General features: G+C 69.5%; 21 protein-coding genes and 1 tRNA gene. 12 read left to right on the top strand and 10 right to left on the bottom strand.

Going from position 1 to position 22,645, the window contains the following annotated elements; genetic code table 11:
- The first annotated feature begins 67 nt into the window (after positions 1 to 67).
- From K7G61_RS04970 to K7G61_RS04955, 4 genes are read left to right on the top strand one after another with little or no spacing between them, the layout of a single operon-like run.
- On the top strand, positions 68 to 2,788 hold the full coding sequence (locus K7G61_RS04970; RefSeq protein WP_225845352.1) for a nitrate- and nitrite sensing domain-containing protein: 2,721 nt from the start codon (positions 68 to 70) through the stop codon (positions 2,786 to 2,788).
- A 14-nt stretch (positions 2,789 to 2,802) separates the two neighbouring features.
- Positions 2,803 to 3,234 carry a roadblock/LC7 domain-containing protein gene (locus K7G61_RS04965; protein WP_225845351.1) on the top strand — a complete coding sequence of 144 codons (432 nt, stop codon included), beginning with the start codon at positions 2,803 to 2,805 and terminating at the stop codon, positions 3,232 to 3,234.
- A gap of 5 nt (positions 3,235 to 3,239) precedes the next feature.
- Positions 3,240 to 3,590: a DUF742 domain-containing protein gene (locus K7G61_RS04960; protein ID WP_225845350.1), complete on the top strand. Its 351-nt coding sequence runs from the start codon at positions 3,240 to 3,242 to the stop codon at positions 3,588 to 3,590.
- A complete protein-coding gene (locus tag K7G61_RS04955) occupies positions 3,568 to 4,167 on the top strand; it encodes an ATP/GTP-binding protein (protein ID WP_225845349.1) in 600 nt (199 codons plus the stop codon). The genes K7G61_RS04960 and K7G61_RS04955 overlap by 23 nt, the downstream gene beginning before the upstream one ends.
- 119 nt (positions 4,168 to 4,286) lie before the next feature.
- On the opposite strand, the gene K7G61_RS04950 is transcribed toward K7G61_RS04955, so the two are convergent.
- Positions 4,287 to 4,359, bottom strand: a tRNA-Arg gene (locus K7G61_RS04950).
- Between the two features lie 252 nt (positions 4,360 to 4,611).
- On the opposite strand from K7G61_RS04950, the gene K7G61_RS04945 reads away from it, so the two are divergent.
- The 4 genes from K7G61_RS04945 (at position 4,612) to K7G61_RS04930 (ending at position 9,556) form a co-directional block, all read left to right on the top strand.
- A complete protein-coding gene (locus K7G61_RS04945) occupies positions 4,612 to 5,709 on the top strand; it encodes an LLM class flavin-dependent oxidoreductase (protein ID WP_225845348.1) in 1,098 nt (365 codons plus the stop codon).
- Positions 5,706 to 6,482 carry an FMN reductase gene (locus K7G61_RS04940; protein ID WP_225845347.1) on the top strand — a complete coding sequence of 259 codons (777 nt, stop codon included), beginning with the start codon at positions 5,706 to 5,708 and terminating at the stop codon, positions 6,480 to 6,482. The genes K7G61_RS04945 and K7G61_RS04940 overlap by 4 nt, the downstream gene beginning before the upstream one ends.
- A 629-nt stretch (positions 6,483 to 7,111) precedes the next feature.
- Positions 7,112 to 8,638: an MFS transporter gene (locus K7G61_RS04935; protein ID WP_225845346.1), complete on the top strand. Its 1,527-nt coding sequence runs from the start codon at positions 7,112 to 7,114 to the stop codon at positions 8,636 to 8,638.
- Between the two features lie 63 nt (positions 8,639 to 8,701).
- Positions 8,702 to 9,556 (top strand): ABC transporter ATP-binding protein, encoded by an 855-nt coding sequence (locus tag K7G61_RS04930; protein WP_225845345.1) that lies wholly within the window; start codon positions 8,702 to 8,704, stop codon positions 9,554 to 9,556.
- Positions 9,557 to 9,685: 129 nt separating this feature from the next.
- Here the strand turns inward: K7G61_RS04930 and K7G61_RS04925 are convergent, their stop codons facing one another.
- Entirely contained in the window at positions 9,686 to 10,162 is a 477-nt protein-coding gene (locus K7G61_RS04925) for a MarR family winged helix-turn-helix transcriptional regulator (RefSeq protein ID WP_225845344.1), read from the bottom strand.
- Positions 10,163 to 10,377: 215 nt separating this feature from the next.
- On the opposite strand from K7G61_RS04925, the gene K7G61_RS04920 reads away from it, so the two are divergent.
- Together K7G61_RS04920 and K7G61_RS04915 are read left to right on the top strand one after the other, a co-directional pair.
- Positions 10,378 to 11,031 (top strand): TetR/AcrR family transcriptional regulator, encoded by a 654-nt coding sequence (locus K7G61_RS04920; RefSeq protein ID WP_225845343.1) that lies wholly within the window; start codon positions 10,378 to 10,380, stop codon positions 11,029 to 11,031.
- A gap of 269 nt (positions 11,032 to 11,300) precedes the next feature.
- A complete protein-coding gene (locus K7G61_RS04915) occupies positions 11,301 to 12,803 on the top strand; it encodes an MFS transporter (RefSeq protein ID WP_225845342.1) in 1,503 nt (500 codons plus the stop codon).
- A 155-nt stretch (positions 12,804 to 12,958) separates the two neighbouring features.
- On the opposite strand, the gene K7G61_RS04910 is transcribed toward K7G61_RS04915, so the two are convergent.
- The 3 genes from K7G61_RS04910 to K7G61_RS04900 are packed head-to-tail and all read right to left on the bottom strand — an operon-like array spanning position 12,959 to position 14,925.
- Positions 12,959 to 13,567, bottom strand: a complete 609-nt coding sequence (locus K7G61_RS04910; protein WP_225845341.1) for a hypothetical protein — start codon at positions 13,565 to 13,567, stop codon at positions 12,959 to 12,961.
- Between the two features lie 17 nt (positions 13,568 to 13,584).
- Entirely contained in the window at positions 13,585 to 14,367 is a 783-nt protein-coding gene (locus K7G61_RS04905; RefSeq protein ID WP_225845340.1) for a dioxygenase, read from the bottom strand.
- Between the two features lie 48 nt (positions 14,368 to 14,415).
- The gene (locus K7G61_RS04900) at positions 14,416 to 14,925 is read right to left on the bottom strand and encodes a GNAT family N-acetyltransferase (protein ID WP_225845339.1); all 510 of its coding nucleotides are present in this window, start codon (positions 14,923 to 14,925) and stop codon (positions 14,416 to 14,418) included.
- A 223-nt stretch (positions 14,926 to 15,148) separates the two neighbouring features.
- Here K7G61_RS04900 and K7G61_RS04895 point away from each other — a divergent pair, with 223 nt between their 5' ends.
- Together K7G61_RS04895 and K7G61_RS04890 are read left to right on the top strand one after the other, a co-directional pair.
- A complete protein-coding gene (locus tag K7G61_RS04895; RefSeq protein WP_225845338.1) occupies positions 15,149 to 16,144 on the top strand; it encodes an RNA polymerase sigma factor RpoD/SigA in 996 nt (331 codons plus the stop codon).
- Between the two features lie 115 nt (positions 16,145 to 16,259).
- Positions 16,260 to 17,039 (top strand): VIT family protein, encoded by a 780-nt coding sequence (locus K7G61_RS04890; protein WP_225845337.1) that lies wholly within the window; start codon positions 16,260 to 16,262, stop codon positions 17,037 to 17,039.
- Here K7G61_RS04890 and K7G61_RS04885 read toward each other — a convergent pair.
- The 5 genes from K7G61_RS04885 to K7G61_RS04865 form a co-directional block, all read right to left on the bottom strand.
- Positions 17,000 to 18,229, bottom strand: a complete 1,230-nt coding sequence (locus K7G61_RS04885; protein WP_225845336.1) for a low temperature requirement protein A — start codon at positions 18,227 to 18,229, stop codon at positions 17,000 to 17,002. The genes K7G61_RS04890 and K7G61_RS04885 overlap by 40 nt on opposite strands.
- A gap of 82 nt (positions 18,230 to 18,311) precedes the next feature.
- Positions 18,312 to 19,481 (bottom strand): PLP-dependent cysteine synthase family protein, encoded by a 1,170-nt coding sequence (locus tag K7G61_RS04880; protein WP_225845335.1) that lies wholly within the window; start codon positions 19,479 to 19,481, stop codon positions 18,312 to 18,314.
- A 510-nt stretch (positions 19,482 to 19,991) separates the two neighbouring features.
- Entirely contained in the window at positions 19,992 to 20,471 is a 480-nt protein-coding gene (locus tag K7G61_RS04875; RefSeq protein ID WP_225845334.1) for an MscL family protein, read from the bottom strand.
- Positions 20,472 to 21,373: 902 nt separating this feature from the next.
- On the bottom strand, positions 21,374 to 22,228 hold the full coding sequence (locus tag K7G61_RS04870; RefSeq protein WP_225845333.1) for an S-methyl-5'-thioadenosine phosphorylase: 855 nt from the start codon (positions 22,226 to 22,228) through the stop codon (positions 21,374 to 21,376).
- 101 nt (positions 22,229 to 22,329) lie between these two features.
- The gene (locus K7G61_RS04865) at positions 22,330 to 22,644 is read right to left on the bottom strand and encodes an FmdB family zinc ribbon protein (RefSeq protein ID WP_225845332.1); all 315 of its coding nucleotides are present in this window, start codon (positions 22,642 to 22,644) and stop codon (positions 22,330 to 22,332) included.
- Between the last annotated feature and the right edge of the window lies 1 nt (position 22,645).

The raw sequence follows: 22,645 nt of genomic DNA, 5'->3' as shown, positions 1-22,645 counted from the left end.
AGGGCGGACACGTCATCGGTCGCAACCGCGTAGATCGCAGCGATTCCCCTCGATCCTGCCCTTAGCGGTGCCTGCGGCCTGCCTGTGCGCGCTGTGGGGATACGCGGCGACAGGGCTCGTCGGCACCCAGAGCCGCCTGCACGCCGAGGCGCACCGGACCTCGTCCGTCGCGCGGCCGGCGCAGAGCGTGCTGAGCGGGCTGCAGAACGAGCGCCGCCTGACGGCGGTGTGGCAGGCGAGCCGCACGAACGCCAACCGCAAGGCGCTGGACGAGGCGCGCCGCGCGACCGACGCCGCCGTCCGGGACTACCGCGGCCGCTCGCACCCCGGAGGCGTGAACTCGACGCTCGCCGCCTCCGCCACGTCGCTGAACAACGCCCTGGTGTTCCTGCCCGAGCGCCGCAACGCGATCGATGCCTCCGCGCTGTCGGCCACAGGAGCCTTCCAGTACTTCACCGACACCATCTCCCAGGGCGTCACCCTGCTCACCGCGGCCGTACGCAGCGACGACGGGACCCTCGCGCGCGGCGGCACGGCCGTCAGCTCGGCCGAGCAGATCACCGAGATGCTCTCGCGCGAGGACGCCCTGATGGCCGGCGCCCTTTCCGTCCACCGGTGGTCCGGCGCGACCCGCACCCTGTTCACCGAGTACGCGGGCGTCCAGCAGCAACTGCGCACCGGCCTGACCGCGAGCGACCTGCCGGGCGGCGGGGCCGCGACGTACGGCCGGATCACCGGCAGCGCGCAGTTCACCACCGTGGGCCGCGTCGAGGACGCGGTGGCCGGCGGCCAGGGCCCGTCGGTGCCTTCGGTGGCGGCCGCCTGGCCGACCGCCGCGGACCAGGTCACCGGCGATCTGCAGCGGCTGAGCGCGGACGGTCTCGGCGGCCTCGCCGACAGCGCCTCCAGCCGCGGCGACGACGCGCTCGTGCGCCTTCTGCTCGGTACGGCCGGCACGCTGGCCGCCGTGGCCGCCGCCGTCCTGATCGCCCTACGGCGCGGACGTGCGAGCCGGCGGGACGAGCAGGCGATCCTGAGCCGGCTGACGGAACTGCAGGCCCGGGCCGACGAGTTGTCCGGCGTGCGGGTGCCCCAGCTCCTGGCCCGAATACAGCGCGGCGAGCAGGTCGCCCCGGTCGCCCTGGTACCGCAGGGGCGCCAGGCGACCGACGAGGTGGAACGGCTGGCCGCGGCCATCGACCAGCTCGGCCACGTCGCCGCCGAGTCCCTGGTGCAGCAATCCAAGGGCCGCGAAGGCACCGAGAAGGTCTTCGCCCAGCTCACCCGCCGTACGCAGACGCTGATCGGCCGGCTGATCTCGCTGCTCGACGACCTGGAGCGCAAGCACGAGGACTCGGACCTGCTGAAGGATCTCTTCCAGATCGACCACCTCGCCACCCGCCTGCGGCGGCACGCCGAGAACCTGGTGATCCTCAGCGGCGCGCCGTCCAACCCCCGCATCACGGCGCCCGTCTCCATCGTCGACGTGATGCGCAGCGCGGTCGCCGAGACGGAGAAGTACACCCGCGTCAAGGTGAAGAACCTCCCGGCCGAATGGCACCTCGGCCTGGCCGGCCGGGCCGTCGCCGACGTCACCCACCTGCTCGCCGAGCTCATCGAGAACGGTACGAACTTCGCGCCGCCGGACACCCACGTGTCCGTCAGCGCGACCAAGGCGCTCGGCGGCCTGCTCGTACACGTGGAGGACCACGGCCTGGGCATGGCCCCGGAGGCCCTCGACCGGGCGAACGAGCTGTTCACCAACCCGCCGCAGCTCAACATGACCACGTTGAGCGAGGACCCGCGCCTAGGGCACTTCGTCGTCGCGCGGCTGGCCCAGCGGCACAAGATCAAGGTGGAGCTGCGCCGGTCCGTCTACGGCACCCTGGCCGTCGTCCTGCTGCCCTCGGAACTGCTGGAGCAGGTCGGTTCACCCGTTCTGGACCAGCTCAGGGCCTCGGCCGCGACGGGCGGCGCCATTGCCGCGGAGGAGGCCCGCCCCCAGGTCGCGGCATCGGTCGCGGACGGGGTGCGCGACCTGGCGGCGGCGGCGCCGGCCGAGCCCCAGTCGGTCACCCACACGCGTCTCCTGGACTACAGCGGCTTTCCCGAGTACGGAGGTGCAGGCCTGTTGCCCCCCGCGTCGGACGACCCCTCGGCACCGCCCTCCGCAGCCGCGCCCTCCGGGCCGCCCGAGTGGGCGCGGGCGCAGGGGCATCCCGTACCGCAGGACTACCCGAGTCGTGAGGCCGCCGGGGCGGGGCCGCTCGGTGGCGCCGTCAGCGGAGCCATGGGTGGCACCGCCGGCGGACCCGTCGGTGGCATGCCGCAGCAGGGCTACGGGGCGGCGGCGCAGGCCGAGTACGGCAGGCAGGCGGCACAAGGGGTGCAAGTGCCGCAGGCGGTTCCCGGGTACCCGGGTGCGCAGGGCGCCATGGGACAGGGACAGCCCGCGCCCGTGCGGCCCTCGGCCGCGGGCGGCCCCGGAAGCGGTGCCGGGGGCGGCGCGCCCACCCGCGACCCCCACCAGCCACTGACCACCCCGGCGAAACTGCCGCAGCGGACCAGAGGAGCGAGCCTCGCCAGACAGCTACGCATGGAAGCGGGACAGGCGGAGGGCGGATCGGCCGGCGACGGGGACGACGGCCTGATCTCCCCGGTCGCGTCTGCCCGCGCGTTCAGCGCCATTCAGCAGGGGCTGCAGCGGGCCCAGTCGTCTCGGGCCGACCAGCCCGAAGCGGGGGGACGACAACCGGAATCGGGGGGCCCGGGTGCCAATCAACCGTGAGGGAATATTACGCAATGACTGAGCAGGTACATTCCGGTCCGCAACTGGACTGGCTTCTCGATGACCTGGTAGGCCGCATTCCCGAGATCCGCTGCGCCATCGTCCTGTCCGGGGACGGCCTCCTCATCGGAAAGTCCAAGGACCTGCGCCGGGACGACGCCGAGCACCTGTCCGCGGTCGGTTCGGGCATGCACAGCCTCGCCCGCGGGGCGGCCCGGCATTTCCAGGGCGGCGAAGTCCAGCAAACGGTCATCCAGATGGAGAAGGCATACCTCTTCGTCACCGCCGCCGGCCGGGGCGCGCGACTGGCCGCCATCGCCTCGGAAGGGGTCGATGTGGGAATGATGGCGTTCGAGATGGCCACGATCGTCAAGCAGGTCGGCCAGTATCTCAGCGCGGCGCCCCGCACCCAGGTGCAGCCAAGCGGCCGCGCCCAGGATGCCTGAACCCGATGGAGACCGGGCGTCACCTACGGCCGTACGCCATCACGCGCGGGCGCACCCGTCACAGTCGCCACACCTTCGCCCTGATCACGCTGATTGCGGCGCGGTCCGAGGACAGGCTCGAGAATGACCAACTCGAGCCGGAGGCGCACCAGATCCTCGAACTGTGCCGCAACCGCGCCGTGGCGGTGGCCGAGATCGCCGCGCAACTGGACCTGCCCGTCAGTGTGGTGAAGGTCCTTTGCGGCGACCTGTTAAACGACTCCCTCATCTTGGTCCAAGCGCCTCCCGGGCCAGAGACCCAACCCAGCCTGGAACTCATCGAAAGGGTCATGGATGGCCTCCGTAGCCGGCTCTGAGCCGATCATGCCGGTCGCGCTGAAGATCGTCATCGCGGGAGGCTTCGGCGTGGGCAAGACAACCCTGGTGAATTCGGTCAGCGAAATCCCTCCGCTGCAGACGGAGGAGAGCATGTCCGTCAAGAGCCTGGGAATCGACGATCTCTCGGGCATCGAGGGCAAGACGTCCACCACTGTCGCCATGGATTTCGGCCGTATCACCATCACGCCGGAACTGGTCCTCTACCTGTTCGGCACGCCCGGCCAGGACCGTTTCTGGTTTATGTGGGACGACCTGGCCACCGGCGCCCTCGCGGCCGTCGTCCTGGCCGACACGCGGCGCCTGGAGACGTCCTTCGCCTCCATCGACTTCTTCGAGTCGCGGAACATCCCGTTCGCGGTGGCGGTCAACTGCTTCAACGGGAACTGCGACTGCACGAGCGAGCAGGTGCAGACGGCACTGGATCTCGAACCGACCACGCCGGTCGTCCTGTGCGACGTGCGCGAACGCCGGTCGAGCAAGGAAGTCCTGCTCTCCGCCCTCCAGGTGGCCCGCGCCCAGGCGGCGAACCGGCTGGTCACCCCGAGCGGCTACTAGCCGCATAGGCCGCGCCGACGGACGCCCCCGTACGGGCGCACATTCCTGTCCGTCTCCATGGGCGAACGGCTGTCCACGCGAACGGCCTCGGACGAAGGGTCCGAGGCCGTGCTGTCGTGTGCCCCAGGCAGGATTCGAACCTGCGACACCGGCTTTAGGAGAGCCGTGCTCTATCCCCTGAGCTACTGGGGCGGGGATGTGGTGGGAATACGTGCGCTCCCGGGGGCCGTGTGCCCTGCGGGGTCGTTCCGCCGCGGACAGTGTAGCGGGTGGGACGGGGGGTACCGGGGCGGGGTTCAGCGGAACGGGGGCCGGGGGCACGGGCGGGGACGGGGCGGAGGGGCGGGCGGGCGCGGGGGCGGGGCGCGCCGGGGCGGCCCCGGAATAGGCCCGTGATGCCGTATGTTAGGTGTGGTTGAACACTCAACCAAGGTGGTGGAAGCGATGCAGTTCGGGATCTTCACGGTCGGAGACGTGACCATGGATCCGACCACGGGCCGGACGCCGAGCGAACACGAGCGGATCAAGGCGATGGTCAGGATCGCCGAGAAGGCGGAGGAGGTGGGTCTGGACGTCTTCGCGACCGGCGAGCACCACAACCCGCCGTTCGTGCCGTCCTCGCCCACGACCATGCTCGGCTACATCGCCGCGCGGACCGATCGCCTGATCCTGTCCACGTCGACCACCCTCATCACGACCAACGACCCGGTGAAGATCGCCGAGGACTTCGCGATGCTGCAGCATCTCGCGCAGGGCCGCGTCGACGTGATGATGGGACGCGGCAACACCGGCCCGGTCTACCCGTGGTTCGGAAAGGACATCCGCCAGGGCATCCCGCTGGCCATCGAGAACTACGCCTTGCTGCACAAGCTGTGGCGCGAGGACGTCGTCGACTGGTCCGGAAAGTTCCGTACGCCCCTGCAGTCCTTCACGTCCACGCCCCGTCCGCTGGACGGCGTGCCCCCGTTCGTCTGGCACGGCTCCATCCGCAGCCCGGAGATCGCCGAACAGGCCGCCTACTACGGCGACGGCTTCTTCGCCAACAACATCTTCTGGCCGAAGGAGCACTTCCAGCGGCTCATCGACCTCTACCGCGACCGGTACGAGCACTACGGCCACGGCACCCGTGACCAGGCGATCGTCGGTCTGGGCGGGCAGGTGTTCATGCGTCGCAAGTCGCAGGACGCGGTGCGCGAATTCCGGCCGTACTTCGACAACGCCCCCGTCTACGGGCACGGCCCGTCGCTGGAGGACTTCACCGAGCAGACACCGCTCACCGTCGGCTCGCCCCAGGAGGTCATCGACAAGACGCTGACTTTCCGCGAGTCCTTCGGCGACTACCAGCGGCAACTGTTCCTGATGGACCACGCGGGGCTGCCCCTGAAGACGGTGCTGGAGCAGCTCGACCTCCTGGGCGAGGAGGTCGTGCCCGTACTGCGTGAGGAGTTCGCCAAGGGCCGTCCGGCCCACGTCCCCGACGGGCCCACCCACCAGGCACTGGTGGCCCGGCGCGGGGCCGACCTGCGGGAGGTGGACGCATGACCACGACTTCCACGTCGCTGACCACCGCGGCCGGCACGGTTACGGCAGCCACGACACCTGCTGCCGCGACGGCCGTCCGGAAGCTGGTGGTGGTGACCGCGGGCCTCGGCCGGCCGTCCTCCACACGGCTGCTCGCCGACCGCCTGGCGGACGCCACGCGGCGTCACCTCACTCGGGGGAGTGACTCCCGCGTGGGTGACGTCCAGGGGAGTGACGCCCGTGAGAGCGACGCCCGCGTGGGTGACGTTCGCCAGGGCGAGCTCGTCACCGAGGTGATCGAGTTGCGGGAGCTGGCCAACGATGTCGCGCGGAACATGGTGACCGGGTTCCCCGGTCCCGCGCTGCGCGACGCGATCGACGCGGTGACGTCCGCCGACGGTCTGATCGCGGTCACCCCCGTTTTCACCGGCTCCTACAGCGGGCTGTTCAAGTCCTTCTTCGACGTCGTCGACAAGGACGCGCTGGGCGGCACCCCGGTGCTGATCGCGGCGACCGGCGGTACGGCGCGGCATTCGCTGGTCCTGGAACACGCGATGCGCCCGCTCTTCGCCTACCTGCGCTCGGTCGTGGTGCCGACCGCCGTGTACGCGGCCTCCGAGGACTGGGGGACGGGCGGCGACGACCCGCTGGCCGGCCGCATCGACCGGGCGGCGGCCGAACTCGCAGCCTTGATGGGGGCGCGGTCACCCGTACGGGTGACCGGCGGGTCCGGTGACCGGGAAGAGGTGGTCCCGTTCGCACAGCAGCTGGCGGCCCTGGGGGCGGAGGGGTGACTTTCCGAGCCGCGCCTTGACACTCGTCGCGAGCGTCAAGGCGCGGCTCGCGAACCCACTCTTTCGGATCATGTAGGTCAACCGCGCACGCCGGAATACACCCGTTCGTAGAGGCATACCATCGACTCGCGCCGAACGAGTGACAGTGTGTTATCCATACCGAGCATGCGGTTACTGATCGATGTGCTGGTGCCGCATTCCCGGTAACCCCGTGACCGTCATCGCCACCAGGGACGGTCGTCCGATGACGGTCGCGGTCGGTTCGTCCGGTGACCCGACCGGATCAGGTCGCGGCTCAGGTACGGAGGGCTGCCGCCGGCGCTCGGTGCGGGGACCGGGCACCGGCGGCCTCCCGGCGCGCCCGCCGCCACCGGTCGGTGCCCCGCCCCGCTCATCCCGCTCACCCCGCCCGTCCCGTACCCGCGCCGCCGCCGAACCGATGCGAGCCGCGCGCCCGAAGGGGCCGGCCCCGGACCACAAGTCCGGCGCCGGTCCTTTCCCCTGTTCACGGGGCAGTTCCGGGAGCCGCCCGCACCGCTTTTCCCTCGCATGGCGTACCTGTGGGGTTGCGCCTAGCGTGGGTGCGGTGAAGAGGGGGGCGCGCATTCGCGCCAAGGGAGACCGACGTCATGGTCCGCAGCAACCACGGAACGCCCGCCGGCGCCGAATCAGTCGGCCGCCGTGGCGGAACCGGCCCGGACAGCGGGTCCGACCACCGCTGGCTCGTCCTGTGCGTCGTCGGCCTCGCACAGCTCATGGTCGTTCTGGACGCCACCATCGTGAACATCGCGCTTCCGTCCGCCCAGCGGGACCTCGGTTTCTCCGATGGCAACCGCCAGTGGATCGTGACGGCGTACGCCTTGGCGTTCGGCTCGCTCCTGCTGTTCGGCGGCCGTCTGGCGGACCTGGTCGGGCGCAAGGCCACCTTCCTCGTCGGCCTCGTCGGCTTCGCCGTGGCATCGGCGGTGGGCGGTGCCGCGCCCAGCTTCGAGGTCCTGGTCACCGCTCGCGCCCTCCAAGGCGCCTTCGGCGCGATCCTCGCGCCCGCCGCCTTGTCGCTGCTGACGACCACCTTCACCGACGCCAGGGAGCGGGCCAAGGCCTTCGGCATCTATGGCGCCATCGCGGGCGCGGGAGCGGCCGTCGGCCTCCTGCTGGGCGGCATCCTCACCGAGTACCTCGACTGGCGCTGGTGCCTGTACGTCAACCTTCTGTTCGCGGCGGTCGCCTTCCTGGGCGGCCTGCGCCTGCTTCGCCCGGGCGCCGCGCCCGATCGGCCCGACCTCGACATCCCCGGCACGCTCCTCGTCTCCTCCGGCCTGTTCTGCGTCGTCTACGGCTTTTCCAACGCCCAGCGCCACGGTTGGAGCGCCGGCGGCACGTGGGGGTTCCTGCTCGCCGCGGCCGTCCTGCTCGCCGTCTTCGGATGGTGGCAGCAGCGTGCCCGGCATCCTTTGCTTCCGATGCGTGTCGTGAGCGACCGCGACAGAGGGGCCTCGTTCTTGGCGATGTTCCTGTCCGGGGCGGGCATGTTCGGCGTGTTCCTGTTCCTGACGTACTACATGCAGCGCATCCTGCTGTACTCGCCCGTCAAGGCCGGCGTCGCCTTCCTGCCGCTGGTCGGTGTGCTCGTCGTGACCTCTGTGATGACGACCAACGTGCTGGTGCCGCGGTTCGGCGCCAAACCGGTGGTGCCCACCGGCATGCTGCTGGCCGGCGGCGCCATGGCGTGGCTGACCGGCCTGAACGGCTCCAGCTCCTATGCCGCGCACGTCATGCCGCCCCTGCTCCTGTTGGGCCTTGGCCTGGGCCTGATCTTCGCCACGTCCATGAACCTCGCCACCGCCGGTGTGAAAGCCCACGACGCCGGTGTCGCCTCCGCCATGGTGAACACCAGCCAGCAGGTCGGAGGCTCGGTCGGCACTTCCCTGCTCAACACCCTCGCGACAAGTGCGGCCAGCAGCTACCTGGCGGGCAGGCGTCCTTCCCCGGCACTCTTCCAGCAGGCCCAGCTGCACAGTTACGACGTCGCGTACTGGTGGTCCGCCGCCTTCTTCGCCTTCGGCTTCCTGATCACCTTCCTGCTCTTCCGGCCCGGCGCCCCACGCACCTCCGAAGCATCGGCCGAGGAGGCGCCCGCACGAGCCGCGATGTGAGCGGGTAACCACAACGCGGAATCCGGCGGCGAAAACATGGCGGGCACAGCTATCGTTCGCCGCATGACAGCCAACGGAACGGGTCTCACCAACGCTTCCGGTTCTCCCACGGGTGAGGTGCGCGGGACACCTGATGCCGTCGCCTCACTCGATCGAGTGAGCGTGCGGCGCCTCACCACCGATCAGGTCATCCTCGACGACGTCTCTTGGACCGTACGGCCCGGCGAGCACTGGGCGCTGCTGGGCGCGAACGGCGCCGGAAAGACGACCGTCCTCAGGCTCATCGGCGCGCTCATGCACCCCACCACCGGGACGGTCGAGGTCCTCGGCCACCATCTTGGCCGGGTCGACATGCGGGAGCTGCGAGCCCGTATCGGCCTGGTGTCGTCCGCCCAGAAGGTTCCCCAGGACGCCACCGCCCACACGGTCGTGCTCACCGGCCACACCGGCACCGTGCAACCGCTGTGGCGCAAGTACGACTCCGAGGTCCGTGACCGGGCCCACGCGCTGCTCGCGGAGCTGGAGATCAAGGAACTGGCCGAGCGCCCGTACGGCGTCTGCTCCGGCGGCCAGCGCGCCCGCGTCCTGGTGGCGCGAGCGCTGATGGCCGATCCCTCGCTGCTCCTTCTGGACGAGCCGTTCAACGCGCTCGACCTCCCCTCCCGGGAGGACCTGATCGACGCCATGCATCGCCTGGCGGTCACCCGTACGGGGCTGTCCACGATCACCGTCACCCATCATCTGGAGGAACTCTCGCCCGCGATCGGCCACGTCCTCGTCCTCAAGGAGGGTCGCGTCCTCACCTCCGGACCGGCGGCCGACGTCCTCACCGGCGAGCACATGACCGCCTGCTTCGGCCGCCCCATCGAGGTCAGCCGGCACCAAGGGCGCTGGCTGGCCCGCTCGGGTCGCGGCTGAGGGCCGATCGTTCAGTTCCGCTGCAACAACGCCGCCTGGCGCCGCCTTAACGATCCCCACGGAGCGGAACACGGCGTCACTCCGCCGTACCGCCGCCCTCCACTCACCTGTACGAGTGACCGACGCGCCTCACCGCAGCCACGGCAGATCCGCTCCCTGCGGCTGGTGGAGACCGTCGGCGATGATCCGCGAGATCTCACCGAGCAGCGCGGTCTGCTCCGGCGTGAGTCGGTCGAAGATCGCGGCCCGTACGGCGGCGACATGGCCGGGCGCGGTCCGTACCAATTCCTCGTAACCCGCGTCGGTGAGCACGCACACTTGGCTGCGCCGATCGGTCGGGCAGCTCTCCCGCCGCAGCCAGCCGTTGCCTTCCAGCCGCGCGACAGCGTGCGACAGACGCGAACGGGTGATCTTCGTCCGCTCGGCGAGGTCCGTCATCCGCATCCGGCGCCCAGGCGTCTCCGACAGCGTGCTCAGCAGTGCGTAGTACATGTGCGGCATCCCCGCGTCGCGCTGCAGCTGACGGTCGAGATGGTCCTCCAGCAGCGTGGTGGCGGCAAGAAACGCCCGCCAGGTGGCCTGCTCCTGCTCCGTCAGCCATTCCATGCGTTCATCGTACGAGCACTACTTGAAACTTCAAGCGACCATGCAGAAGTCAGTGTGACATACATCACTACCCGATCCCGAAATACCGGGGAACCACTCCCCGTTTAGTCTGAAGTAAGGAAGCGGGGAGTAGCTCTCCGCTTCCCGCTCGGGTCAGCCGACGCGGTCGGCCCGAGTTCTCGTTGCCGCACGAGGGGCAGGGGAGGGAGGCCGCCGTGACCGTCGATGCAGCCCCCGCCGCAAGGGTGCGTGCGCACCGTCCGCGAGCGGACGCCGCCCGTAATCGCGAGCGCATCGTGACTGCGGCCCGTGAAGCCATCGTCGAGTGCGGCCCCGAGGTGCCGCTGGACGAAGTGGCCCGCCGGGCCGGAGTCGGCAACGCGACGCTCTACCGCCACTTCGCCGACCGCGGTGACCTGATCCGCCAGGTGACCCTCGCGGTGATGGCGCACGCAACAAGGCTGGCGCAGGACGCGCTCGCCGAGGAACCCGACGCCTTCTCGGCGCTGTCCCGCTTCGTGTTCGAGGCCGCACAGGAGCGCGTCAGCGCCCTCTGCCCGTTGCTTTCCGACGTCTTCGACCGCCAGGACCCCGCGGTCGCCGAACAGACCGAGCGGCTCAACCAGGCCGTCGGTGCGATCATCGGCCGGGGTCAAAGCTCCGGCCAGTTGCGTCCCGACATCGCCGCCGGTGACGTGATGGTCGCGCTGACCCAGCTCAGCCGGCCTCTGCCCGGCACCGGCTGCGCGGGCTTCGACCGCTACGCCCACCGCCACCTGCAACTGTTCCTCGACGGGCTGCGCGCACCCGCCAGGTCAGTGCTCGTGGGAACCGCCGCGACCCTGGAGGACCTGAGAGACCCGCAATAAATAGATCGCACATTCGATGAGTCGGGTTGTAGCGTAGGCAAATTCGTCCAGTCCGCCCAGCTCGCACCGGGATCAGCCGGAGCGACGGACGCGACGCCCGGGCGGAACCCCAGAGACCCGAGCCCGATCCCGAAACAACCGACGTCGCAGAAGACCGCTCGTCTCCCGGACGCCGGCACCGGATCCCTGACCCCGATCCACGGCCGGACCCGGCGCGCTGACACACGTCCCCACGTCCTGTCACTCCGCACCCATTAGTGAGACCACTCATGCCTGAAACGCTCCAGCCCGATCCAAAGCGCTGGACGGCGCTTATATTCATCGCGATCGCTCAGCTGATGGTGGTGCTCGACGCCACGGTCGTGAACATCGCCCTTCCGTCGGCCCAGCGTGCCCTGCACATCTCCGACGGCAACAAGCAGTGGGTCGTCACCGCCTACACGCTGGCCTTCGGCGGACTGCTGCTGTTCGGCGGCCGCATATCCGACCTGTGGGGACGCAGGAACGCCTTCATCATCGGCCTGTTCGGCTTCGCCGCGGCCTCGGCCCTCGGCGGCGCCGCCGCCAACCAGGGCATGCTGTTCGGGGCCCGCGCCCTGCAGGGCATGTTCGGCGCCCTTCTCGCGCCCGCAGCCCTGTCGCTGCTCGCCGTGATGTTCACCGACGCCAAGGAGCGCGCCAAGGCGTTCGGCATCTATGGCGCGATCGCCGGTGCCGGCGCGGCCGTCGGCCTCATCCTCGGCGGCGTGCTCACCCAGTACCTGAACTGGCGCTGGGCGCTGTTCGTCAACATCGCCTTCGCTGTCATTGCCGCGATCGGGGCCCTGGCCTACATCCGCGAGCCCGAGCAGGGCCGCAACCGCGACCGTCTCGACATCCCCGGCGTGGTTCTGGCCAGCGCCGGCCTGGTCTCGCTCGTGTACGGCTTCAGCCGCGCGCAGTCCGACGGCTGGAAGGCCGGCATGACCCTGGGGCTGTTCGTCGCCTCCGCGGTGCTCCTGGTGGCGTTCGCGGTCGTGGAGAGCCGGGTCCAGGCCCCCCTGCTGCCGTTGCGCGTCGTGACCGAGCGCAACCGCGGCGGTGTCTACCTGTCGCTGGGTCTGGCCGTCATCGCGATGTTCGGCCTCTTCCTGTTCCTGACCTTCTACCTGCAGATCGTCATGGGCTACTCGGCGCTGAAGTCCGGCTTCGCGTTCCTGCCGATGGTCGGTGGCATGATCGTGGGCTCCACCCAGATCGGTACCCGGCTCATGCTGCGGGTCCGCCCCCGCTACCTGATGGCCCCCGGTTTCCTGGTCGCCGCGATCGGCATGGCGATCCTCGCCCAGATCAGGGTCGACTCCAGCTACGCCGCCGTCCTGCTGCCCGGCCTGATCCTGATGGGCCTCGGCATGGGCACCGCGTTCATGCCGGCCATGAGCATGGCCACCCACGGAGTACGGCCGGAGGACGCGGGCGTCGCCTCGGCGATGGTCAACACCTCGCAGCAGGTCGGCGGCTCCATCGGCACCGCCCTGCTGAACACCCTGGCCGCCAGCGCCACCACCTCGTGGATCGGCTCGCACCTCAAGAACTCGGCCGACCTGAAGAACCAGTTGTTCGTCCACAAGGCCGCGGTGCACGGTTACGTCGTCGCCATCTGGTGGGGCATGGGCATCCTTCTGCTTTCCGCGATCCTGGCCTTCGTCCTGGTCAACGCGGAGGTGCAGAACTCCTCCGAGCACGTGGAGGGCGCTGACGCCGACCTCGCGGTGCCGGTCATCGCGCACTGACGAAACGATGATCGTACGTATACCGGCCAGGTTCTACGTACGATCAGCGCACAACGGCAGGCCATCACGCCTCCGGTCACCCGGAGGGGTGATGGCCTGCCCTTCGTCGTACAGGCGTCGTCTCGGCCACCCCGCACGTCACTCCAGGACGCGGGTCACAATCCCTTCGGCCAGTTGTACGACGTCGGCACCTGAACCTTCTCGCTCGCCGTGCCGTAGACGATCGCGATCTCGTCGTGCGCGTCCAGCTTCAGCGCCGCCGGGTCGCCGGTCTTCTCCTTGCCGTTGACGTACACGTGCAGCTCCTTGCCGCCGCCCGTCTTCAGCTGGCCGAGTGCGTCCTTGCTGATCGGTACGTTCCACTCGGTCATGAACTCGCCGAGGGTGAAGTCCCGCTTCACCGGCGACTCGATGTGCACCACGCCGGAGGTGTCGTGGGTGTGAAGCGGGCTGATCTGCTGCTTGGCCAGATCGATGCCGATCTCCGCCGGCACCGTCACTGGCTTGCCGTCCACGAACACGTCCAGGTGACTGTGGATGTGCAGCACTTGACCCTCCTGCCCCAGCATCGGCAGCCCGGCGGCCTTCGCCTGCGCTGTGGCGTCGGACGGTGCCGGCCACGAGACGGCGGCGACCGTCGGCTTGTTGTCGGTGGGTGAGGGGGAACCGGAACTCCCCGCGTCCTTCTTGTGCGAGCCGCAGCCGGCCAGGCTCACCGCGCCGACAAGAACAGCCGCGGCGATCGCGAGGCGTCGTTTCTGCATGAGGGGGGACTTCCTGTTCAGCCGAGCTGGATGGAACGCTTGGCGAGACCCATCCAGAATCCGTCGATGATGCTGCGCTGACTGCCGAGATCGGACTCCGCGGCGCCGAGCGTAACGAACAGCGGGGCGAAGTGCTCGGTCCGCGGGTGGGCCAGCCGCCCGGCGGGCGCGGTGTGCTCGAAGCCCATGAGCGCGTCGAGGTCCTGCGAGTCCAGCGCCTGGCGCCCCCAGTCGTCGAACTCCATCGACCAGCTCGGAGCGCCGTGGCCGGCATGCCGCAGCGCCGCCAGGTTGTGGGTGAAGAAGCCGCTGCCGATGATCAGTACGCCCTCGTCCCGCAGCGGCGCCAACCGCCGCCCGACCTCCAGCAGCCGCTCGGGCTCCAGGGTGGGCATCGACACCTGGAGCACCGGGATGTCGGCGGACGGGAACATCTCCACCAACGGTACGTAGGCCCCATGATCCAGCCCGCGGTCCGGCACGTCCTGCACCGGCCGCCCGGCGCCGCGCAGCAGCTTGCGTACGTCCTCGGCGAGCGCCGGGGCGCCGGGAGCGGGGTACCGCACCTCGTAGTAGTGCTCGGGGAAGCCCCAGAAGTCGTACATCAGCGGCACCGTCGTGGTGGTGCCGATCGCCAGCGGCGCCTCCTCCCAGTGCGCGGAGACGACCAGGATCGCTTTCGGGCGCGGTAGACCCGCCGCCCAGGCGGCGAGTTCTCCCGGCCATACGGGGTCGTCCGCGAGTGGCGGGGCTCCATGCGAGAGGTAGAGCGCGGGCATGCGCTCAGGTGCCGTGGTCATCGTCGGGACCTCCTTGAAATTTCAAGCATACGGTGCCGACGCCATCCGTCACCTCAGCCGCTTCTCGAACCACGCCACGTCGTGGTAGACGCCGAACTTGCGTCCCACCTGCTCGTACACCCCCACCTGCCGGAAACCGAAGCGCCGGTGAATGCGTATGGACGGCTCGTTCGGAAGAGTGACCCCCGCGTACGCACGGTGAACGTCCTCACTCTCCAGAGTGGTGAACAGCGCCTCATACAGCGACGTCCCCACGCCCCGGCCGCCGGCACCGGGCGCGAGGTAGATGCTCGTCTCCACCGAAGTGCTGTACGCGGCCTTGGCGCGGAACGGGCTGCTGGTCGCGTAACCGAGAATTCCCCCCGACGGACCGGGCGCCCGGGCAACCAAGAGGCGGTGAGGGCCGTCTTCCGGATGGGAGAGCAGCCATGGGCGGCGCTCGACGGGGGTGATCGGCGTTACGTCGAACGTGATCGGCGTCGCACGGATGTAGTGGTTGTAGATCTCGGTGAGCGCATCCAGATCGGCCTCTTTTCCCGGGCTGACCTGGACATTCATACGGTCCGACATGGTGTGACCTCGCTTGTGGCGGCACAGGGTACTGCATGATCATAAAAAACAGGTGACGACATGGGAATTGTGTCCGGATTCCAGTCGTTATCCAGATCGGATGGGGCAGCCGCAAGGCAGGGAGCACAACAGGCAGCAGCCGTCAATGGAAGCGGCCACCACCCCCGCCCGATCCGACCGAAGACCACCGCACCTTCGTAAGGGAGCACGCATGGCAACCCGTGCCGTCGCCCGTCGTCAAGAAGGCGGGAGCAACAGCGTTCGCGCCGCAGGCGGGGAAGTCGCCGACCGCGACCTCGTCGGCATGTACCTGGACGAGATCGCGCGGACACCGCTGCTCGACGCCGCCCGGGAGGTCGAGCTGTCCCGGGACATCGAGGCCGGCGTCTACGCCGAGCGCGTACTGGCGGCGGACATCGACCTGCCCGAGGGAGCTGGCGGCGACGCCACTCGCCAGGAACTGGAGGCCCTCGTGGCCGCCGGCGAGCGCGCCAAGGACATCTTCATCCGGTCCAACCTGCGGCTTGTCGTCGCCGTCGCGCGCCGCTACCCGCGCAGCGGCCTGCCACTGCTCGACCTGATCCAGGAGGGGAACGCGGGGCTGGTCCGCGCCGTCGAGAAGTTCGACTACGCCAAGGGCTTCAAGTTCTCCACCTATGCGACATGGTGGATCCGGCAGGCCATCACCCGGTCCATCGCCGACCAGTCGCGTACCATCCGGCTGCCGGTGCACCTCGTGGAGGAACTGGGCCGTATCCGGCGGGTGCAGCGCGAGTTCAGCCGGGAGAACGGCCGTGACGCCGAACCCGCGGAGATCGCCGCGGAACTCGGATCCACCGCCGAGCGCGTCACCGACGTCCTGGACTGGGCCCGCGACCCGGTGTCGCTGAACATGTCCGTGGACGCCGAGGGCGAGACCGAATTCGGCGACCTGGTCGAGGACGGCGCCGCCCCGTCGCCCGAGGACTCGGTGCTGGTCATGCTCCGCCGCGAGGAACTCGATGGGCTCATCGACCGCCTCGACGACCGGACCGCCTCGATCATCCGTGCCCGGTACGGGATCGTGGACGGCCGGGAGCGCACCCTCACCGAAGTCGGCAAGGAGCACGGCCTCACGCGCGAGCGCATCCGCCAGATCGAAAAGCACGCCCTCGCCGACCTCAAGCGCATGGCGCGCGCGACCGGCCTGGACTACGAAGCGGCCTGAGCGCCGCCGGCCCGTGTGGGGCCCGCTGACCCGAACCCCGGTGCATCCCCCCCCGCGCCGGGGTTCGGCCTGTCCGCCTACCCGGCGCGGCCGCCAAGGTGAGACGCTGCCGTTCATGAACGACGAGCCCCCGCCCCCGGGCGCAGACGAAGGCGGCGACCATGGTGCGGCGGACGGCCGGGACGGTGCCGGACCCCATCCGCACGAGCCGCACCGTGACGACTTCGGCACCCGTTTGAACTGGCTGCGAGCCGCCGTCCTCGGTGCCAACGACGGTGTGGTCTCCACCGCCGGTCTGGTCGTCGGCGTGGCCGGTGCCACGGACTCCCGCTCCGCGCTCCTCACCGCGGGCCTTGCCGGACTGCTCGCAGGGTCGCTGTCCATGGCCGCGGGCGAGTACGTCTCGGTCAGCACCCAGCGTGACTCCGAGCAGGCCGCTCTCGCCTTGGAACGCGAAGAACTCGCCACCACCCCGCAGGCCGAGCTCGACGAACTCACCGGCCTCCTGCAGGATCGCGGCATCAGCCACGACCTCGCCCGTGAGGTCGCCGAGCAACTCACCGCCCGCGACGCCCTGGGCGCCCACGCCCGGGTGGAACTGGGGATCGACCCGAATGAACTCGCCAATCCATGGCATGCCGCCTGGGCCAGCTTCCTGTCGTTCACCGTCGGCGCCCTGCTGCCGCTGCTGGCGATCGTCCTGCCGCCGCGAGACTGGCGGCTGGGCATCACGGTCGTCTCGGTGCTCATCGCGCTCGTTGGCTGCGGCTGGGGCAGCGCCCGCCTCGGCAGCGCGCCCGTGCGTCCCGCCGTCATTCGCAACGCGGCAGGCGGCGCCATCGCCATGGCGGTGACCTACGCGGTCGGAGCCCTGCTCGGCGCGACCGGCGTCTGAGCCGCGCCCCGCACCTGCAAAGTCACTTCCAGGGCGACGGCGGCAGCGCACACCAGGCCCGCCCACAGCACCGCATGGGAGCCCGTGAACACGCACGCCAGCACCGCGATCGCCGCGACAGGCAGGACGAGCTGCTGCGTCACGCCGCGCTTGTGGTGCCGGGCGTGCAGCCCCCACACCGTGAACAGGAAGATCGCCGCCGGGATCACGACCGCTGCCGTGGCCACCCGCCCCGAGATGCCGGTCGCGCCGACTGCCTGCTCCACGGCGATCTCCAGCCCGGCGCCGATCGCTGCGGCCGATGAGAACACCGCGTAGTGCCCGTACCCCCACAAGAACGCCACACGGCTGGAAGCCAGGTGACCATGGATGGGTACGGCGAAGTAGATCCACCAGGCGGAGAACACGATCAGCAGCCCGCCGACGGCGATCGGCACCAGTTCCCCGAGCGCCTTGTGCTCGTCGAGCGCCGACTGCACGGCCACCGTCGCCGCGGAAACCGACTCGCCCAGCACGATGAGCGTGAAAAGCCCGTACCGCTCGGCGATGTGATGAGGATGCCAGGTGGTGGGCGCCGACCGTTCGGCCACGGCCGGCACAGACAACTCCGCAGCGGCCAGCAGGACGAATGCCCACGCCGGCGGCGCCCCGTACGGGAGCAACAACGCCGCCCACCCCACCTGGCAAATGACGACCCCAACCGCGTAGACCAACGCCGTGACGCGCGCCCCATCACTCTCCGACCGGGCGGCCCGCAGCCACTGCGTCACAAGCGCAAGCCGCATCACCACGTAGCCGAGGAGTGTCACACGGAAGTCGCCGTCGTCGAAGGCCCGGGGCACTCCCGCCGCCAGAATCAGCGATCCCACGATCTGCACCAGCGTCGTCACCCGATAGGGCACGTCATCGGTGTCATAGGCCGAGGCAAACCACGAGAAGTTCATCCAAGCCCACCAGATGGAAAAGAAGACCATCAGGTAACCCGTTACCCCGTGCCCCGGGTGCCCGGAGCCCACAGCGTGCACCAGCCGCCCGCCTGCCTGTGCCACCGCGACCACGAAGCACAGGTCGAAGAACAGCTCCAAAGGTGTGGACACCCGATGCGCCTCACCACGACTTCGCGCCGTCATCGTGCGCAGCACGCCGCTCGCCCGGACAGCAGAGCGGGACGCGCCCAAGGGATCGCTCATGCAGGCAACCTTGGGCCAGTGCACCTACCCGGCGCAGCCCAACGCGCCTGACGCCGCCGCAGCAGCGGCGGCGTCAGGCAGGTCACAGCCAGCCCCGCACGGTCTTCGGGCCATCGAGCGTCCCCGTGTTCAGGAAGCGTTCCAGACGCTTGACGTACGGCTCGATGTCGAGTCCCTGCATGACGAGCCAGTCGTCGGAGTAGTACTTCTCCGTGTAGCGCTCGCCTGGATCGCACAACAGGCCGACCACACTCCCGTGTTCACCGCGGTCGCGCATCTCCGAGATGATCCGGAACGCCGCCCACAGCCCGGTTCCGGTGGAGGCGCCCGCCCGGCGCCCCAGGAGGCGTTCCAGGACGCGGACGGACGCGATCGACGCCGCGTCCGGCACCCGCATCATCCGGTCGACGACGGTCGGTACGAAACTCGGCTCCACTCGCTGTCGACCGATCCCCTCGATCCGCGAGCCCGTGCGGGTGGTGACCTCGGGGTCGCTGTCGCGCCACCCCGGGAAGAACGCCGAATTCTCCGGATCGGCCACGCAGATCCCTGTCGTCGCCTGCGCGTACCGGACGTAGCGGGCCAGCGTCGCCGAAGTGCCGCCCGTTCCCGCCGTCGCCACGATCCACGCCGGGACGGGGTGCCGCTCCGCCGCCATCTGCCGGAAGATCGACTCCGCGATGTTGTTGTTGCCTCGCCAGTCCGTCGCCCGTTCCGCGTAGGTGAACTGGTCCATGTAGTGCCCCCCGGTCTCCCGGGCCAGCCGCGCCGCTGCCTCGTACACCTCGCCCGGGTCGTCGACCAGGTGGCACCTGCCGCCCTGGAACTCGATCAGTTCCACCTTCGCCCGCACCGTCCCGCTGGCCATAACGGCCACAAAGGGGACACCGATCAGTCGGGCGAAGTACGCCTCCGAGACCGCCGTCGACCCGCTGGAGGCCTCGATCACCGGGCGCCCTGGACGGATCCATCCGTTGCACAGCGCGTACAGGAACAGCGAACGGGCAAGCCGGTGCTTGAGGGATCCCGTCGGATGTGTCGACTCGTCCTTGAGGTAGAGGTCCACGCCCCAGTCCGCGGGGAGTGGAATCGACAGCAAATGGGTATCGGCGGACCGGTTGGCGTCGGCATTGACCTTCGCCACAGCCTCGCTCAACCACCGGCGGTACGCGGGGTCGCTTCGGTCGATGTCCGCTTCCCCCGCCGTCGCGGGCAGATGGCCGGGGAGCGGGCTCGGCTCGGGTGTGTGCATGAGGCCAGGTATATCCGGCTGATTCCCTCATACCGACGCTTTGGGTAACCCCCGGCATCTGCTTGGGCGCGGACGGCGGGACCGGTCTGCCGGCTACCCCATATTCTTGAGGCATGAGCACAGTTCCCCAGCCTGGCCGGGTCCCGGAGGGCGGGACCTCGTCCCGTACGGACGATCGGGGAGAGCCGGATGCCGCCGGGGCCGTCAGCGGCTCGGGAGCCGTCGGGACCCGCGCGGATACCGGTGGCCGATGCGACTCCGGGAGCGCGGGTCCAGCCTCTCGGCCGTCCCCCTCTTCAGCGTTGATCTTCGACGATCCGCTGGACCGCCCCTCGCCGGACGAAACGGACCGAGGCTGGGGGGAAGGGCCCTTGGACGCGGCGAACGACGACTTCACCCGCTTCCTCAACGAAAGGCCGCCGCACCACATCTGAACGCGTTCGGCACCCCGGTGAACGATGAGGGACACCATGCCGGCGTGCACCGGTTTTGAGTCGCCGATCGCGCCGGTCAGTGCCCGTCGCCACCCCGTGGCGCCACCAGAGCGTCGCGGATGTCCCGTAGCAAGGCGATCTCCTCGACCGCCGGCAGTTCTTGTGGCTCCTCCTCGGCCTTCGCTGTCGTCCGCCTGGTCTCCTGACGGGCCAGGAACCGAGACATCGGTAGGACCATCAGGAAATACACCACCGCGGCCGTGATCAGGAAAGTCAAGGCCGTGCTCACCACCGACCCCCACAGGATTCGGATACCGCTGACCACCTCGCCCTTGTCGTTCATCGCGCACGGGCCTTTGAGACAGGACGAATACCCAGCGAGTTCCTTCGTACCGAAGGCTCCTACGAGCGGGTTGATCACCCCGTTGACGACGGAGTTCACAATGTTCGTGAACGCCGCGCCGACGACCACGGCCACCGCCAGATCGATCACGTTCCCTCGCATGACGAACGCCTTGAAGCCCGTCAGCGCGCTTGGCCTGCTCGCCTCGGTCACCCGGATACCTCTTCCCTGACACCCGTATGGCGGGATGATGGATTCCGCCATCCAAGGCAGTCTGCGAGGGAGGTGTCCAATCGCCTACCACGAACGAGTGATTCAGCACAGCGTCACCGCCAATGGTGACACCGCGGCAGCGCCGGACAACGCGGCGGCCGTCGGACGGACCACGGACACAATCACCAGCCCACCGCCCGGCCCCCCGCCGTCGGGAACGGCTCCCGCAGGCGACGCCTGAGCTCGTTCCGGAACGGCGAGCACATCGGCACACCTGGCTACGATGCGGGCGCCCGCAAGCACGTCCACCCGGTCACCCGGGCGCAGGAGGGCCGCGACTGCGGCGTCCGCGATCCGGATCGGGTCCCTGACGGGTTTCGGAGGGACCCGGCGGGAAGCGGCGGTGGCTGCACCACGGGGTACGGGAAAGGCGTGCGGTGGCGGCGGCTCATGGGCTGCCGCTGACGCCGCCAGCGCAGCTGCGGCGGCCGCAAGGCCGGCAGCAAGGGTCCGTCGTCTGCGCCGCATCACTCGCCGTAAAGGACGCCTGCCACCGCGGCGCCCGACACTGATCGGCGGGAACAACGGGACATCGCAGCGCGGCGGCGTGTACGGCAGCGGAGCCGAGGGGGCCGGGGCGGATGGAGGGCCGTCCGACCGGGCTGAGGCTCCCCGGGACGGCGAGGGGAGGGGAGACGGGAAAGAAACCGATGTGGACGTGGACAAGCGAAACACCGCCAGACGTGGACAGGGCCGGCCGTTTCAGCCGACCTGCCCACCATCCCGCATATCGCGGCCGCACTCCGGGGGACTTGTGGATAACCGGGACGCTGTGGAAAACCAGATCCACCGTGCGAATGAAAGAGCGTTTGGTATTCCACTTCCTTGGATACGTGCGGCGATTACGGTAGTGCGATCCCTGGATCCTGCCCGCCCAGCGGGCTCACACACAGACAATCGCGGACGCCGTTGTCCGGAAGCGCGCGGACCACATCGAAAAGGACGTTCCGCATCCGGCCCACGTTCGCTGCGAAGACCTCCAGGACCTCTTCGTGCGAAACGCCATCACCGGTGTCCGCGCCGGCGTCGAGATCGGTGACCAAGTTCAGCGATGTGTAGCAGAGCCCGAGCTCCCGTGCCAGGACGGCTTCCGGGTGTCCTGTCATCCCCACCACCGACCAGCCCTGCGCGGCATGCCACAGCGACTCCGCGCGGGTGGAGAAGCGCGGCCCCTCAACGACGACCAAAGTCCCCCCGTCCACCGCCTCCCAGCCCCCCGCCCGCGCCGTCTCGACGGCCGCGCGCCGCCCCACGGGGCAGTATGGGTCAGCGAAGGTGACGTGCACCACATTCGGCACCTGGCCGTCGGGGCGCGCCTCGCCGTCGAAGTACGACTGGGTTCGTGCCTTGGTGCGGTCCACGAGTTGGTCCGGCACCAGCAGGGTGCCCGGTCCGTATTCCGCCCGCAGCCCTCCGACCGCGCACGGCCCCAATATCTGCCGGGCGCCGACGGAGGCGAGAGCCCACAGATTGGCCCGATAGTTGATCTTGTGTGGCGGCAGGTGATGCTTGCGGCCGTGACGCGGCAGGAAGGCGACATTGCGGCCGGCCACCTCGCCGAGGAACAGCGAGTCGCTCGGCTGTCCATAGGGAGTGTCGACCGTGATTTCAATCACATCATCGAGGAAGGAGTAGAAGCCCGAACCGCCGATGATGCCGATGTCGGCCTGCGCCTGTGTTCCGCTGCTGGTCACCATGGCCTCGACCCTAATGGGGGCGCGCCGACGCACGAACCCCCGCAGCCAAAGCGGCGGGGGTTCGTAAGATCTTCTGTTTCTGGAGAAGCGACCAGCGGCGCTCAGGCCGCTGAGGTGCTGCTCGTCGTCGACGAGGAGGAGCCGGCCGTCGACGTGCTCGACGACTTGCTCCCGCTGTCGGCGGACTTGGTGTCGGAACCGCTGCTGCTCTTGGCGGCCGGGGCGCTGCCAGAGGACGAACCGCGGCTGTCGGTCCGGTAGAAACCGGAGCCCTTGAAGACCACGCCCACGGCCGAGAAGACCTTGCGCAGGCGTCCGCCGCACTTGGGGCACTCGGTCAGCGCGTCGTCGCTGAACTTCTGCACCGCCTCAAGGCCCTCGCCGCACTCGGTGCACTGGTACTGGTACGTCGGCACT

It is taken from the genome of Streptomyces sp. HPF1205 (assembly GCF_020400825.1).
Classification (GTDB): Bacteria; Actinomycetota; Actinomycetes; order Streptomycetales; family Streptomycetaceae; genus Actinacidiphila.
Note: the sequence above shows the minus strand (reverse complement) of the source record. Positions and strands in the feature narration are given on the sequence as shown.